Annotated in this window: 13 protein-coding genes; all 13 read right to left on the reverse strand. The window is 60.1% G+C overall.

Annotation, left to right across the window (positions count from 1 at the left end):
• Positions 1–142: 142 nt before the first annotated feature.
• Genes J2739_RS02405 through J2739_RS02465 form a run of 13 tightly spaced genes read right to left on the reverse strand, consistent with a single transcriptional unit; the run spans position 143 to position 14,072 of the window.
• On the reverse strand, positions 143–778 hold the full coding sequence (locus tag J2739_RS02405; protein ID WP_309898140.1) for a sugar transferase: 636 nt from the start codon (positions 776–778) through the stop codon (positions 143–145).
• Complete coding sequence (locus tag J2739_RS02410; RefSeq protein ID WP_309898143.1) at positions 775–1,938, reverse strand: DegT/DnrJ/EryC1/StrS family aminotransferase; 1,164 nt, start codon at positions 1,936–1,938, stop codon at positions 775–777. The genes J2739_RS02405 and J2739_RS02410 overlap by 4 nt, the downstream gene beginning before the upstream one ends.
• A 4-nt stretch (positions 1,939–1,942) precedes the next feature.
• The gene (locus tag J2739_RS02415) at positions 1,943–2,671 is read right to left on the reverse strand and encodes a class I SAM-dependent methyltransferase (RefSeq protein WP_309898145.1); all 729 of its coding nucleotides are present in this window, start codon (positions 2,669–2,671) and stop codon (positions 1,943–1,945) included.
• 25 nt (positions 2,672–2,696) lie between these two features.
• A complete protein-coding gene (locus J2739_RS02420) occupies positions 2,697–3,557 on the reverse strand; it encodes a glycosyltransferase family 2 protein (RefSeq protein WP_309898147.1) in 861 nt (286 codons plus the stop codon).
• Complete coding sequence (locus J2739_RS02425; RefSeq protein WP_309898149.1) at positions 3,550–4,821, reverse strand: lipopolysaccharide biosynthesis protein; 1,272 nt, start codon at positions 4,819–4,821, stop codon at positions 3,550–3,552. Before J2739_RS02425 ends, J2739_RS02420 begins: the two co-directional genes overlap by 8 nt.
• Positions 4,822–4,870: 49 nt before the next feature.
• Positions 4,871–6,448: a hypothetical protein gene (locus tag J2739_RS02430; RefSeq protein WP_309898151.1), complete on the reverse strand. Its 1,578-nt coding sequence runs from the start codon at positions 6,446–6,448 to the stop codon at positions 4,871–4,873.
• On the reverse strand, positions 6,445–7,497 hold the full coding sequence (pseI, locus tag J2739_RS02435) for a pseudaminic acid synthase (RefSeq protein WP_309898153.1): 1,053 nt from the start codon (positions 7,495–7,497) through the stop codon (positions 6,445–6,447). Before pseI ends, J2739_RS02430 begins: the two co-directional genes overlap by 4 nt.
• Complete coding sequence (locus tag J2739_RS02440) at positions 7,490–8,134, reverse strand: formyltransferase family protein (protein ID WP_309898154.1); 645 nt, start codon at positions 8,132–8,134, stop codon at positions 7,490–7,492. The genes pseI and J2739_RS02440 overlap by 8 nt, the downstream gene beginning before the upstream one ends.
• The gene (gene pseG, locus J2739_RS02445; RefSeq protein ID WP_309898156.1) at positions 8,131–9,255 is read right to left on the reverse strand and encodes a UDP-2,4-diacetamido-2,4,6-trideoxy-beta-L-altropyranose hydrolase; all 1,125 of its coding nucleotides are present in this window, start codon (positions 9,253–9,255) and stop codon (positions 8,131–8,133) included. Before pseG ends, J2739_RS02440 begins: the two co-directional genes overlap by 4 nt.
• On the reverse strand, positions 9,252–9,944 hold the full coding sequence (gene pseF / locus J2739_RS02450; protein WP_309898158.1) for a pseudaminic acid cytidylyltransferase: 693 nt from the start codon (positions 9,942–9,944) through the stop codon (positions 9,252–9,254). Before pseF ends, pseG begins: the two co-directional genes overlap by 4 nt.
• On the reverse strand, positions 9,941–11,107 hold the full coding sequence (gene pseC, locus J2739_RS02455; RefSeq protein WP_309898160.1) for a UDP-4-amino-4,6-dideoxy-N-acetyl-beta-L-altrosamine transaminase: 1,167 nt from the start codon (positions 11,105–11,107) through the stop codon (positions 9,941–9,943). The genes pseF and pseC overlap by 4 nt, the downstream gene beginning before the upstream one ends.
• Positions 11,107–12,105 carry a UDP-N-acetylglucosamine 4,6-dehydratase (inverting) gene (gene pseB, locus J2739_RS02460; protein WP_309898162.1) on the reverse strand — a complete coding sequence of 333 codons (999 nt, stop codon included), beginning with the start codon at positions 12,103–12,105 and terminating at the stop codon, positions 11,107–11,109. The genes pseC and pseB overlap by 1 nt, the downstream gene beginning before the upstream one ends.
• Complete coding sequence (locus J2739_RS02465; RefSeq protein WP_309898164.1) at positions 12,081–14,072, reverse strand: polysaccharide biosynthesis protein; 1,992 nt, start codon at positions 14,070–14,072, stop codon at positions 12,081–12,083. Before J2739_RS02465 ends, pseB begins: the two co-directional genes overlap by 25 nt.
• Positions 14,073–14,082: the final 10 nt, after the last annotated feature.

The following is a 14,082-nucleotide window of genomic DNA, read 5'->3' on the forward strand; positions in this document are numbered from 1 at the left end:
CCGAGGTCCTTGAAAAAGCCAATATCTCGCGCTTACCCAAGGGAGAGAAGTCGCGCAGAAACCCGCTCAAAGCCTTCGAGAGGGCAAAATGGGCTCTCTTGTCGAACTCGCTAGTCCTTAGTCCGACTCCTATCTATCTCCGCTATTTTCGTGTCTTTATGCTGCCCAGGTTTGACTGGGTATCTGCAAAGATCGCAACCACTGTCCGCCACACAATCTCCAAGTCGAGCAAAAAGCTCTGCTCGCGAACATACCGGCAGCAATGCTCCAGTTTGGCCGGCAAGATCTCTCGCCTGTAGAGCTCTTCCGGGTTATTTGCGGAGGCAAGATCCGCACCTTCATTTCTATAGACGATCGAGGCAAGATCTGTGATGCCTGGCCTCACGCTCAAAATCAGCTCCCTTGCCTCGCTGGGGTACAACTCGACGTAACGCGGCACCTCCGGCCTTGGTCCGACTACGCTCATGTGGCCAAGCAGTACATTGAGGAACTGCGGAAGTTCGTCGAGTTTGTAGCGGCGCAGGAATTTTCCTGCTCTTGTGATTCGCGGGTCGGCTTCGACCGTGATCTGCAGAGACTGCAAGGCAGGGTCAGATCGCATGGTCCGAAATTTATAAATTGGGAACGGCCGACCTCGCAAGCCGACGCGCTCCTGCTGGAAAAGGATGGACCCACGTGAATCCAGTTTGATCCATAGTGCGATACCTACGAGTACTGGTGCGGAAACTGCCAACGCACTCAGCGCAAATATGACATCGAAGATCCGCTTAAGCGTCACCCCAGCGCCTCGTGCAATGCGGCGATCACTCGGTCTTGATCCCCATCAGTCATGGCGGTGAATAGGGGGATGCTCAGCATCGACTGGTAGGCAGCGTCCGAATGCGGAAACATCTCGGGAGAGAGCTGATACCGATCGCGCCAGTAAGGCTGGCGATGCAGCGGTATATAGTGCACGCTGGTGCCGATACCACTGTCTGAAAGGGCCTGTATCAGGCCGTCTCGCGTTGTCTTGGCAAATGGGGCCAGTCGAACGACATATAGATGCCACGCGTGGACATCACCGCTAGGGGGATCCGCCGGAAGGATAAGTGGTAAGGAGCGCAGTGCTTCGTGGTAACGGGCTGCTAAATACTCTCGACGCTGGAGGAATCGCCGCAGCTTAGTCAACTGCACTAGCCCAATCGCAGCGGCAATGTCCGTCAAGTTGTACTTGAAGCCGGGAGCGATGACCTCGTAGTACCAGGCAGGCGTCCTTGACTGGAAGCGGTCGAACGCGTCGCGATTGATGCCATGCTGACGCATGACCTTCATGCGCTCGGCGAGCGCTCTGTCGCGAGTAACGACCATGCCACCTTCGCCGGTTGTGATCGTCTTGTTGGCGTAAAAGCTGAAGACCGTGATGTCGGATTCCAGTGTGCCGATTACTCGCCCGTCAGAAGTGGCTGGCAACGCATGGGCCGCGTCTTCCACGATCTTCAGTCCACGACTCTCGGCAATCGCGAGTAGGCTCTTCATGTCGGCCGCCAAGCCGGCGAAGTGCACAGGGATGATGGCCTTGGTTCGCCGCGTGATGGCCGCTTCGACAGCCGACACGTCAATGCAGAGCGTAGCGGGATCAATGTCGACCAGCACGGTATCTGCACCGAGGTACCGCACCACCTCGGCCGTAGCTGTAAAAGTATGGGTGGTCGTGATCACCTCGTCGCCAGGGCCGATGCCCAGCGCTTCGAGCGCAAGGTGCAGGCCAGCGGTGGCGGAGTTGACTCCCATGCAATGCAGCGCCGAGTCGCCGAGGAAGGCTGCGAAATCGATTTCGAAGCGCTTTGCTTTTGGGCCGGTAGTGACCCAGCCCGAGCGCAGCGTATCGACCACCTCGGCGATCTCTTCCTCGCCAATATCGGGCAGTGCAAATGGGAGAAATGAAAACTTCTCTGACATGACGTCAATCTTTGGCGATCCAGCACAACACATGGGTGCGCAGGAATGGCAGGAGGTTGAAGAAGTGATAGACCGCAGGGTGAACGCGACAAACGCGGCGGCTGATCGGGGGCGCCAGCGTCACGCGGCGCACGGTCATACGCCCATGCGGAAACAGCGTGCTCAAACGCCGAATGGACACTCCCCGCACGTCGCAGTTGGAGGGATTGTCGTAGACGAAGTCATACCACAGGACTCCGCCACCAGGACGCACCCACGACCACATTTGGCCGGCGAGGTCCCGCTGGAACGCGTCGTCCAGTAGCGAGGAGAAAACGACGGACTGAAACACGATGTCTTGGCTTGCGGGAGCCACATCGGCCGTGCTGGCATCCCCTTCGTGCACCTTCAGTGCGTCAGGCAAACGGGCGCGGGCGCTAGCGACACGCTCGGGCAACAGTTCGATGCCATAGAGGTTTTGCGGCGAGAAGCCGAAGCGCAGGAAGTCGAGCAGATGTCCTCCGTAGCCGCAGCCCACATCCACCAGCTTGAGGCTGCTCATGTCGACATTTGTGTAGCCGCATACCGAGCCGAACATGAACAGCATCTCTCTTTGCCATTCCTGGGTGCTGAGCACAACCTCCGGACGCAGGATGCTGTAGAGATCAGCCGCCTTTCTGCGAGCATAGCGCTCCGCCACCGCCAAAGCTTCGGCTTTCGGTTCAGAATCAGGGGCGTTCGGCATCATTCCCATGGCTTGCGGTCTCGCAATGGGTGCCCTACAGCATTCTGCGAACCAAGCGCAGGTAGATTGAAACGAAGAAATGCGTGAAAGTGTAGACGTAAGCCATTGCGCCCAAGTCCTTTCCCGATTTGAGACGGTACTTCTTCAGCATTGCCAAATGCCGTCCTACCATCTTCCACTTATTTCTGGAGATTTGGCTGGCCTGCTGCCGATAGAAGACCAGCGGATGAACGATCTTGATGCTGAACGGCATATCCTCGTGAACTCGGATGAAGCAGTCGGTATCCTCGCGTGCCTTGTAGCTCGGGTCTTCATTGAAGAGATGGCGGCGCATGAATTCACGATTGGCTACGATGCTCGAAGTCGGCGTGCGGTATTTGAGCAACTGCTGTGCCAGCGTGACGCGACTGATGGGCAACGGAACCGGCGGAGGCTCGAAAACGATCGGATCTCCATCGCGAAAGTCCTTCATCTGCGTGCTGCACATCAGAGCCCCGCACGCCCTCAACGTTTCGATCTGAAGTTCAAGCTTGCGTGGATGCCAAACATCGTCGGCGTCCAGGAAAGCGACCCACTCTCCCCGCGCCGCGGCGATGCCGGCATTTCGCGGCGCGGCCGGCGCACCCGCATTCTTCGTCATCCTGATGAGCTTGACACGTGGATCGGCCTGCGCAGCGGCTTCGACGACCTCCACGGACTCGTCGGTCGAGCTGTCGTCGATGACGATCAACTCAAAACTCGAGTAGGTCTGCGTCAAGACAGAATCGATGGTCCTTCCGACGAACCGTGCCGCGTTAAAGCACGGGACGATGATCGAGACGTGAACAGGTGGCGTGGACAACACAGATCTTCTGGCTCGCTCTGGCATTGTCTGCTTCCAAGCTCTGTCAGCCATGCCGAACGCGCCATGACACTCCTGCCGCCGCGAGATATGCACTGAGGGTCAAAAGACCTGCCAACCAGCCCATTTGCTGAAGAGTGGTCGTGGCGGGCGTCCAGGGGCGCACGAAGCTTGCCCAGACGATCAAACTGATCACCATCGCACAAAGATTGATTTTGAGCAACTGCGTTTCACGACCTGAGATTAGCAAGAAGCTCGACCAAAAATCCGAAGCGCGCAGTACAGCAATTACAAGGAAGATGGGAATCAATGTCTGTGCGTCGCCGTACCGCGGATACCAGCGATAGATCCCATAGTCGAGCACCAAGTACAACGGGACGAGCACCACTACGCCGATCGCCAGGACAGAGATCGAAATCCGAACGCACACATCGAACGCGACCGCACCCCCATATTGCGCGAAGCGTCGCGCCAACAGCGGATAGACCGATGCGTTGATGACAGCTTGGGCCGACTGCGCTACGGACAACACGATCCAGGCGAAGGAGTAGTGGGCAAACCCGATGGCGCCAAGACGGTCGGAAGCAATCCAGCGGTCGGCGTTGAACAGTCCGAACGCAAGCATCATGGTAAACATCATGGTCAGCGCAGACGTCCATGGCACACGGCGCAGTCGTCGCACGGCTAGAAGATAGATTGCGCTCACCCCAAGCCGAGACCGACCAAGAACACTTCGGAAGAACGCCTGCGATAGCGCAATCGTGATCAATGCGTCAGTCGCCAGTGCAAGCAGCGCAGAACCGAACCACAGCGCTGCAAGAACGCTAAGTGCCAACGCTATGACCGCTCGCTGTAGATTCTGACTTGCGAATCGAAGCGCCTCTCCCCTGCTCCGGCTCTCGGCAGTGGAAACCAAAAAAATCTGATGCGAAAAGCCATGCAGCAATCCGACGCCAAGAAGAGCTGGTGTTGTTCCAGCGAGTGATAGCCCGGCAGCGGCTCCGACCATACCGACAAAGCAGCAGCCCAGCGCGACAACGTTGCACTGCGCAGCACGCACTATTCCTCGCAGCTCTTGATGTCGCACAAGATTCACGGGCCATTCGCGTTGAAGCATTGCCTGCAGGCCGAGACAACCAATCATGGAAAAGGTGGTCGAGATGAGAATGCCACCACTGAAATCGGCGAAGGCATGTACATCAAGCACCTGTGCCATTGCCAGCATGCGCAACATCATCAAGCCCATCGACAGCACCAGGAGCGGCGCATACCAAAATTGCCGGGCTCGTTGTGACGATAGCGTCAGGGGTAAGGGCATGGTTAATTCGCCGGGTCAGTAGATCAGTGGTCCGTCAACGCTGCACAGCCTAGCGGTCACCAACAGACATGCGTTGCCGAATGTGATCGATGGGGCGAAACAGCAGGCGGCGGCGCACTGGTTCGTATGCGCCACTGTCAGGCTCGAGAGCATCGAGCAAGCCTTGCCAGTCGTGCCGCTTAATGCGTTCTAACACTTCCTCCTCAGCGCGCGTGTCGTCGGCGCATTCCTCGTCGTCAGCCCTGAGCTCGCCACCACGCAGCAGATCGAGAAATCGATGCGGATCGGCGCTCATGTCGTACTTAAAGCGAGTTGTAGTATCGGCGCGAACGAAGCGGGTGTACTGCGGTACTCGATGCACCATCGCATAGGCAAAGCGAAGTGTCAGACGCGGGATCGATTCGCACCTGCGCGCTTGCTCGGCTGCTTCGAGATCGGCATGCAGTCGCAGGCTTGTCAACTGTTGCGGCGACGGGATCGAATCGCGGAAGCCGGCCTCCTGATAGATCGATGGCGCAATGCCAATCACCTGCTTGCCGAGGGCGCCCGCCTCCAGCGCGGCGCTTCCGTTGGCGACCACGATGGCATCGCATTGCTCGATCAAGCCAAGCGTGCTCATGGAATCGATGCTGGAAATGACATGAATACCACGGCGCGCAGCCCAGTCGGCATAGTGGCGCTCGGCATACTCGCCGCCCTGCCGACCAATCTTCTCGCCCCAGTTCGGATGACACCGGAGCAGCAGGTCGCGCGGCTCCAGCCGCAAGTGGTCAATCAAGGCGTCGTACGCTGCCAGGGGGTCGGACCAGCCTGATTCCCAGTCAGGATGGCCCCACACCTCGTTGCGGCTGCTTGGGATGAGCAGGATCCTGCGTCGCCCACCCTGCACCGGCCAGTCCGCCAACTTAGCGTCGGTGTTGTAGGCGCGCCATTCCTTGACGTTCTGACGCAGGAAACGCCGGGCCACATAGGAGGCAGCCTGCGCCGCTTGCTGACCCGTCAGCGGCAAGTCACGCCAGCGGCCGATCAGGCGGTGCACGCTGCCCAGGCCCAGGCATGTCTCCTCTGGGTAGAGCTGGAGCCCATCCCCAAACCAGGTACGTTCGACGCTGATCACGTGCACGCCGAGCGACTTCGCGGCCTCGTAGATGGCGCGCGTTGCATCCATTCGGCCGTTGAACACGCAGACGGCGTCGAGTCTTTGGTCGCGTATCCAGGCTCTCGCTGCCTGGTAGCTCAGTTCCACTGCGGGGTGAAGGCGCGCCGCGATTGCCTTAAACTCGGGGCCCGCGTAGTCTGCATTGGACTCGAAGCGGCCCAATGTGCTGGCACTCGAATGCGCCCACTCGGCCTGCGCCACAGCGGCGTCGCGCGACGCGCTCTCGCCGATCGAAGTTATATTGGTCCGCGTGTAAGAGCGGATGCCGCCGGCCCGGCATTGCAGGCATTCTTGCCACGCGGGCCGGTCGCGCATCTCGCGGGTGTAGCAAGTGGGAAGGTCTGAATCGCAAGTCAGGAAGAACGTTTCGTTCCCTGCCTTCTCGGCGAGCCGTGCCAGAAAATACGCATGCTCGACGTGCGGGCGCCACGAGTAGATCGTGGCAAAGCCGATGCGCAGCTGTGTCACTTCAGGAGATCCCATGACACAGGCGTCGCATAGTCGACGTCCCTGTTGATCGCCTTGCCGACGACTTGGCCCAGGAACTTCGGCGCTAATCCATAGCCTGGCCGCACACTGCGCACGGCGTCGGCGGTAACTATCTCGCCAGCTTTGAGCGGCTTGACAAAGTAAAGCGAGCGGCGGAACTTTACGTTGCCTTGCTCACTGGCCTTGCGGCCGTAGTCGACACGACCGAGCGCCTCCCAGGCCGTGCGGCTGTCGCGGCACAGAGCCTCCAGTTCTTGCGGCTCGAGCGAGAAGCTGTCATCGGGGCCGCCGCCGCCCCGGTCGAGCGTGAAGTGCTTTTCAATGATCGTGGCGCCCAGCGCGATGCTCGCCAACGCCGTAGTGTTGTCCAGAGTGTGGTCCGAAAGCCCAATGACCACTTCGAAGCGTTTCCGCATATCGGCGATGGTATGCAGGTTGTAATCTGCTGCAGGTGCCGGATAGCCGCTGACGCAATGCAGTATTGCGAGGTCCCTGCAGCCGCCCGCTCGGGCGGCCTCCACAGCTTCGCCAATTTCATCGGCGTCCGCCATGCCGGTCGAGATGATCATTGGCTTGCCAGTCCGCGCCGCATACCGGATCAGCGGCAGATCCACCGCCTCGAACGACGCAATCTTGTAGGCTGGAGCTCCCAGGCTCTCGAGTAGATCGACGGCTGTCGTGTCGAAGGGCGAACTGAAGATCGTGATGCCTACGCGGCGCGCATGCTCAAACAGGGCTTCGTGCCATTCCCAGGGCGTGTGTGCCCATTGATACAGGTCGTAAAGGGTGCGACCCGCCCACAGACCGTCGCGGATCTGGAAGTCTTCATGGTCGCAGGCCAACGTTATCGTGTCGGGCCGATAAGTCTGGATCTTCACGGCGTGGGCACCCGCAGCCTTGGCAGCAGAGATGATCGCGAACGCAGCGTCAATGCTCCCGTTGTGATTGGCCGACATCTCGGCGATCACGTACGGAAGGTGCGCTGAGCCGATGCTCACGCCATCGATCGTCAGGCTGCCTTCATCCATCGATCTTCTCCAGGATCAGCTTGTAGCGACACCCGTGCAGATCGAAATAGGCTGGATAGCGGTGCGGGTCGCATATCCGTAGCAGGTTGAATTGCTCGGAGATCGTGCGCGACGGGTCGACCTCGCTATCAGAAGGATTGCGCAAGCGGTAGTAGCTCGGATCCATGTCGTCGCGCTGTGGCCGGGGCACGATGGTCGCCAGATGGTCGACCGCATGATCCAGCAGCTTCATCTCCGCCGTAAAAAGCGCTTCGTTGATCTCGTCCCACAGTGCAGCCTTGTCGATAGCGATAACCAGTTGGTGCCAAATAGCACCCGTATCGACCTTGTCCTCTGCCTCAAGCAACGTCACCGTGAGACAGGTTGCTCCGGCGAGGATCTGCCATATGTGGGGGTTCCAACCTCGGCCCTGCGGTAGATCGCTGGCGTGCAGTACTAACGTCTTCGAGAACTTGGCGCGGTCGCTGGCGGTCACGATTTCACTGCAGGAAACGAGGAATAGCAGGTCTCCGCCCTGCAGGTCGCGACAGGTGCGGAGCAACGTCACTTCATGCGACCCCCGGCGCGAGTTGATCCAGCGTTGGATGAACGGGTTGATAGGGTGTTCGTCGGAGCTGCACAAGATGGTGATCTTCATGACTGGACCTCGTGATGCGCAATGGCAGCCAGCACTCGCCCGATACCCAGGCCATCCACGATGCGTTCGCTGGCCGCACTCAACCGGTGCAGTGTGGACGGCACCACGGCCAACTGGAGCAGGTGTGGCAGGGCGTTAAAGTCCGGCCCGGTGCCGTCCGACCGATCGCCCAGGACCATCACGGCGCCCGCTTCCTCCAAGGCCTTCAGAATGCGGCGCTGATTCGCGGCCAGCGCAAGCACGATGGATGGTAGACCCAGGCAACAGCGTTCCCACGAAGTTGCACCTGCCGCGCCCAGGGCAAGATCGCTCTCTGACATGAGTCGGGCCATATCCTGCACATTGGCCCGCACCTGCGTTGGCCAGGGCATTTGCACAGCGATCTCCTGCACCTCAGCCAGCCAAGGTGAGGCGGCCCCCATCGCCACGCTGATCCGGACGTTGGCGGGCAGCGTGCAGGCCCGCAGCGCCTCCAGCAATGCGCCGGTCGCATTGCTTTGATCGACGCCGCCCAGCGAGATCAGCAAATGTTGCAGGGGCTTGTAGCGCCGGCGCTCCAGGCTAGATGCACGCACAGCAGCAAACTCTGAACGCAACAACGCATAGGCCGGTCCGGCAAGAACCTCACAGCCGACGCTGACCCGCCCGGCATAGTGCGCGCCGTCCCGGCCCAAGTTCTGGTCCACGAGCAGCTGGCACTGGTGGTCTCGATCTGCCAAATCGTCGATGACGAGCATGGCACCGGAGTGCGCAGACAGCGCTTGCTCCCAGGCGGCTTCCAACGCGTAATGGTCAACGACGATCCAGTCGGGCCGGATACCCTCCAGCGCCGCGATCGTCTGGTGGGCGTCCGATTCCCAATCGCAGCCCAGCCACGCGTCGTGAACCGTGACAGGCACATGTGACGGGCCGAGCGTCCCCATAGGAAGGAGCGTCACGGCAAAGCCGCGATTACGGATCAAGTCAGCGAGGTGTCCCTGGTGGCCGCGGCAAACGAAGCGGCAATTAGTACCCTCTAAACGGAGCGCCGCTGCCAGCGCGAGGCATCGCATGACGTGCCCACTGCCGATCTGCAGCGATGCATCGGCACGGAAGACCACGGTTGCACCGGCTAACGTCATGCCATCGCCTGCAGGGCCTTGAACATCCACTCGGCACGCACCCAGTCGTCCGGCGTATCGATGTCCTGTACCCGGTACGATGCGAGCACCACGGCAGTGGAGGTCGGGCTGAAGAGAGTTTCAGCTGAGCACCAAGCGGACGCAGTTCCCCAGTAGAACTGGCCGGCGTCGTAGAAGGCTTCCTCAAGGTCTTGCGAGCGGGTCTGAAAGTGCTGGGGGTCGAACATCTCTACATGGCCCGACGCAGTGGCGCGAAACGCCCGTTGGATAGGGGATGGGTGCTTCGCGACAGAGAATGCGAAGTCGCCGCCCCTCTGCTCGAGAACGCTGAGGCCACGTCGGATGTCATCGGGCATCAGAAAAGGTGCGGTCGCGTAAATGCAACACACGGCGCTCGGCGCTTCTCCCGTCGCAATTTGCCATTCGACGGCATGCCGCACGACGGGGATGGTCCCGGTCTGATCATCAGACAACGCGGATGGACGGACGAACGGCACCTCGGCACCAGCGTCACGGGCCACCCCCGCGATCTCTGCGTCGTCAGTGGAGACGATCACGCGGTCGAAGCAGCCGCTGCCATGCGCGGCAGCGATCGACCAGGCGATGATCGGCTTGCCGCAGAACGATTTGATGTTCTTGCGCGGAATGCGCTTGCTGCCACCGCGCGCAGGAATGACGGCCAGCTTCATGAAATAAGCGCACTGCGCAGTGATGCGGCGACGCGATCCTGCTGCACGGAACTCAGCGTCGGAAACATGGGAAGGCTGATCGCTTCGCGGTAGTACGCCTCGGACTGAGGAAAGTCTGCCCGCTGTATATCCATCCGTTCATAGTAAGGTTGTGCGTAAATCGGTATGTAATGCACATTTACCCCGATGCCATCGGCTCGCATGGCTTCGAACACCTCGCGGCGCGATCGATCGATGCGATCCAGCTGGAGTCGGATCACGTAGAGGTGGAAGGCCGATCGAACGTCGGAGCGCTGAACGGGCACCGAGACAGGCAATCCGGCGAGGAGCTCGGCGTACCTCTTCGCCAGTCGATGACGCGCTTCCACACTGTCATCCAGCCGCCGGAGCTGACTCAAGCCGAGCGCGGCCTGAATATCAGTCATGCGGTAGTTGAACCCCAGCTCGAGCTGCTCGTAGTACCACGGTCCATCAGGCTCGCGAATCATCTGTCGCTTGTCTCGTGTGACGCCGTGGCTGCGGAACAGAGCCGCCTTGCGCGCAAGCTCCGGGTCGTTGGTAAGCACCATGCCGCCTTCGCCCGTGGTGATGATCTTGACGGGATGGAAGCTGAAGACGGTGGCATCACTGAACTCGCAATTGCCGATGGCGTTCCCGCGATAGCTCGCGCCGATCGCATGTGACGCGTCCTCGATGATCCGGAACCCGTACCGGCGCGACAGTGTATGGATGGCCTGGAGGTTGCATGGCTGTCCGGCCATATGGACAACGACGACGATCTTGGGCAAGGCACTTTTGCGTTCGGCCTGCGCTAGCTTGCGGGCCAGCGCCTCGGGGCACAGATTGAAGGTCTCCCGGTCGATATCGACGAAGTCGACCCGGGCACCGCAATAGAGGCCGCAGTTTGCCGATGCAACGAAGCTGATCGGGCTGGTCCAGATGATGTCGCCAGCCCCGAGCCCCATAGCAAGACAGGCGGCATGAAGCGCGGAAGTCGCACTGTTCACCGCTACGGCGTGCCGCGCATGAACCCGATCTGCAACGGCGCGCTCGAAGTCCGGCACAGTCGGTCCCTGCGTTAAAAAATCGGAGCGCAGAACCGCGACGACCGCCTCGATGTCGGCTGCCGTGATGTTCTGGCGCCCGTAGGGAATGCTTTCCATCAGAACGCGCCGATCTTGTCGCGGTTTGTTTCGATCCAGGTCTGCAGTTCCCCTGTCGTCATCCATTGCGCGTTGGTGTCGCTGGCGTAGATGAACTCATCGGACACCTTGCGCCCGTCCTTGATGCGATAGGGATCCGAGCTCCAGTTGTGGATTGCCGGAAGCACCTTGAAATGCGCTTCATATTCGAAGGTGTAGCGTGCGTCTTCGAGCCCGATCATCTGTTCGTGCAACTTCTCCCCGGGACGAACACCGACCATTTCGTGCGTGGCGAGCGGGGCAACCGCCTGCGCAATGTCGACGACCTTCATCGAGGGGATCTTTTTGACATAGATCTCGCCACCTTCCATGTCTTCGAAGGCGTGCCAGACCAGTTCCACACCTTGTTGGAGCGAGATCATGAAGCGCGTCATGCGTTGGTCCGTGATCGGCAGGACCCCGCGGTCCCGCAGCGAGAGGAAATAAGGGATCACCGATCCGCGGGAACCCATGACGTTGCCGTATCGCACCACCGAGAAGCGCGTGTCGTGCGCGCCCGCATACGAGTTGCCGGCGACGAAGAGCTTGTCCGAGGCCAATTTGGTCGCTCCGTAGAGATTGATCGGGCTGCTGGCTTTATCCGTTGAGAGCGCGACGACACGTTTGACCGCCTTGTCAATGCAGGCATCAATGAGATTCATCGCACCGTTGATGTTCGTCTTGACGCATTCGAAAGGGTTGTATTCCGCGGTCGGAACGATCTTGGTTGCGGCGGCATGGACGACGAAGTCCACGCTGTCAAGTGCGCGGTACAGCCGCTCGCGGTCGCGCACATCGCCGATGAAGAAGCGGACTCGGGGGTCGCCCTGGTACTTCTTGGCCATTTCCCACTGCTTCATCTCGTCACGGGAATAGATGATGATTCGTTTGGGGCCGTACCGCTCGAGCGTCATCGGCACGAAGGTCTGGCCGAATGAACCAGTGCCACCGGTGATCAGGATCGATTTGTCAGAGAGCATGGTGATAGTTCAGTATCGCGCAAGGCCGCTTTGGGTTGTTCGGGGAGAGTATCCGGCCTTGCGGCAGCAGGGCGCGCGATGTAACCGGGAACCAAGGTGCGCAATGCGTTGACGATCGCGTCGCGCTCCCCGCTCCGCGCGGCTTCGAGCAATCTCTGGACGCATTGCGAGCAAGTCGGCCACTCGACAAATTCCTCACGCGCCAAGATGATGCGCGGGTGCTCGGTCGGTATCGGATTCTGCCCAATCAGGAGTTCTTCGAAGCGCTTTTCTCCCGCGCGCAAACCTGTGAAGGCAATACTGATGTCCCCTGTCGGACGGAACTGGTCACGCACCGTTCGCCCGGACAACGTGATCATGCGCTTGGCGAGATCCACGATCCTCACAGGCGCACCCATGTCGAGGACGAAGAGATCTCCGCTGCGCGCCATCGCTCCCGCATACAGGACCAACTGCACCGCCTCAGGGATCGTCATGAAGTATCGCGTGACTTCCGGGTCCGTCACCGTCACTGGACCCCCACTGGCGATCTGAGCGCGAAACAATGGAACGACGCTCCCGCTGGAGCCTAGGACATTGCCGAAGCGCACCATGGAGAATCGCGTCATCATGTCCGACCTGGAGAGGCCGGGGATCTCTTCGTTGAAGGGATTGTTCTCACAATTGGCAAGCGACTGCAGGATCTGTTCGGCAATCCGTTTGGTGGCGCCCATCACATTAGTCGGCCGGACAGCTTTGTCGGTCGACACAAGAACAAAGCTATCGACACCCCATTTGAGCGCCGCTCTGGCTAGGTTGAGCGTGCCCTGCACATTGTTGATAACGGCCTCTCCCGGATTGGATTCGACCATGGGAACATGTTTGTAGGCTGCCGCGTGGTAGATCACCTGCGGATGGTAGGCCTCATAGATCGACTCCAGGCGCTGAAGGTTGCAGACATTGCAGAGCACGGGCACGAGGGTCATGCTCGAGCCGCCGCCGAGCGCCCATTGCTCTAGCTCGTGGTGGATCTTGTAGAGCGAATACTCGCTGTGATCGACGAGAAGAAGCGTGCTCGGCGTCTGGCGCGCGATTTGCCGGCATAGCTCGCCGCCGATGCTACCTCCCGCGCCAGTCACCATCACGACGCGGCCCGCTAGAGCGCCGGCAAGGAAATCCGGCCGTGACGTCACGGGCTCACGCCCGAGCAAGTCGTCCAAATCAAGATCGAGGAAATCGTCCACCGTGACCCGCCCGCTTGCGAGGTCAGCTAATCCGGGCAACGAACGAATCCGCACAGGCAGCGACTGCAGACGCTCGATGATCTGATTGCGCCGTTGCCGCGTCGCGCTCGGCACCGCCAGAAGAATATCGGTCACCCTGTGATGCGTGGCGACATTCGCAAGCTCGGCATATGCGTAGACCTTGACCCCATTGATCGTGCGCCCGACCTTTTGATTATCATCATCAATGAATCCGACCAGCGCGTAGTCGTGTGTTCCAGAGAGCGCGGCCGCGGTCTGTGCCCCTGCGATGCCGGCGCCATAGATCAGCAAAGGCTTGCCGCGTACACGGGTGCGGCTGGCGATCCATTGCCAGCCCAGTGCGCGGCTCGATGCGACGAAGATAAGAAAGAGCAGCGGCTGCAGCACGATGAGGCTCCGAGGGATGCCTTCCCAATGGAAGAGCAGCCAGACGAGCGGGCAGAGCGCGACGCCGTACAGTGCGACAGCACGCCCTGTTGCGAGGATCGATGCCACGCCGGTGTAACGGAAGATTGCCTTGTACAGGCCCAGTTGTAAGAAGATTGGAATGGCCAGCGCGGGCGCCACAGCGTAAGCGACCCATTCGGCGCCCATGGGCCAATGCAGTGTGTCGAGCCGTAAGGTGAACGCGAGCCACATCGACACCAACGCGAGGAAGGTGTCGAGCGCCATGACCACCACGCGCTTTCGGGAACGAGACCAACTCAGGATCGTCTCTTGCATCGCTTTGCGG

It is taken from the genome of Variovorax soli, from assembly GCF_031454625.1.
In the GTDB taxonomy this organism is placed as follows: Bacteria; Pseudomonadota; Gammaproteobacteria; order Burkholderiales; family Burkholderiaceae_C; genus Variovorax; species Variovorax soli_A.